The sequence below is a fragment of the Cryobacterium sp. MLB-32 genome (assembly GCF_000738085.1).
Lineage (GTDB): Bacteria > Actinomycetota > Actinomycetes > Actinomycetales > Microbacteriaceae > Cryobacterium.
Genome location: NZ_JPRS01000710.1, coordinates 1 through 523, shown reverse-complemented (window position 1 = coordinate 523; position 523 = coordinate 1). Strand labels below are relative to the sequence as shown.

General features: G+C 52.6%; 2 tRNA genes. Both read right to left on the bottom strand.

From position 1 onward, the window contains the following. Window positions 1-82: 82 nt before the first annotated feature. Window positions 83-156, bottom strand: a tRNA-Asp gene (locus JF66_RS21025). 64 nt (window positions 157-220) lie between these two features. Next, window positions 221-293, bottom strand: a tRNA-Glu gene (locus tag JF66_RS21020). Between the last annotated feature and the right edge of the window lie 230 nt (window positions 294-523).

Here is a 523-nt window from a genome sequence, read left to right as displayed (position 1 = left end):
CAACTGAGCTACAGGGCCAGAAAGCCCGAAACGGCGCCTTCTCAAACAAAAACCCTTTCTTGCGAAAGGGCTCTTGCTTTTGCGACCCTGACCGGACTTGAACCGGCGACCTCCGCCGTGACAGGGCGGCGCGCTAACCAACTGCGCTACAGGGCCTCACTGGTGTAAATGATAGTGAGTACTTGGTAAGACTATTCTATTTTTTGTGCCTTCACTTACGTGACCCCAACGGGATTCGAACCCGTGTTAACGCCGTGAAAGGGCGCCGTCCTAGGCCACTAAACGATGGGGCCGTTAGTCATAAATGAACATGACCGACGAGGGATAAGCATACGGAGAAAAGCACGAATGCCCAAATCGAATGCAAAGATTGTTTAAAAGAGTCGATCGCGCTTCGCACCGCGCCCACGAATGGCCGCCGTTTGGGGGGTGTTTCGGGTTAGGTTCAGCATCAAGACTGCGCGATACTGCCCTGTCTTGTTACTGTTAAGAGTGTTATCACAGTGACAGATGTGACTGATGG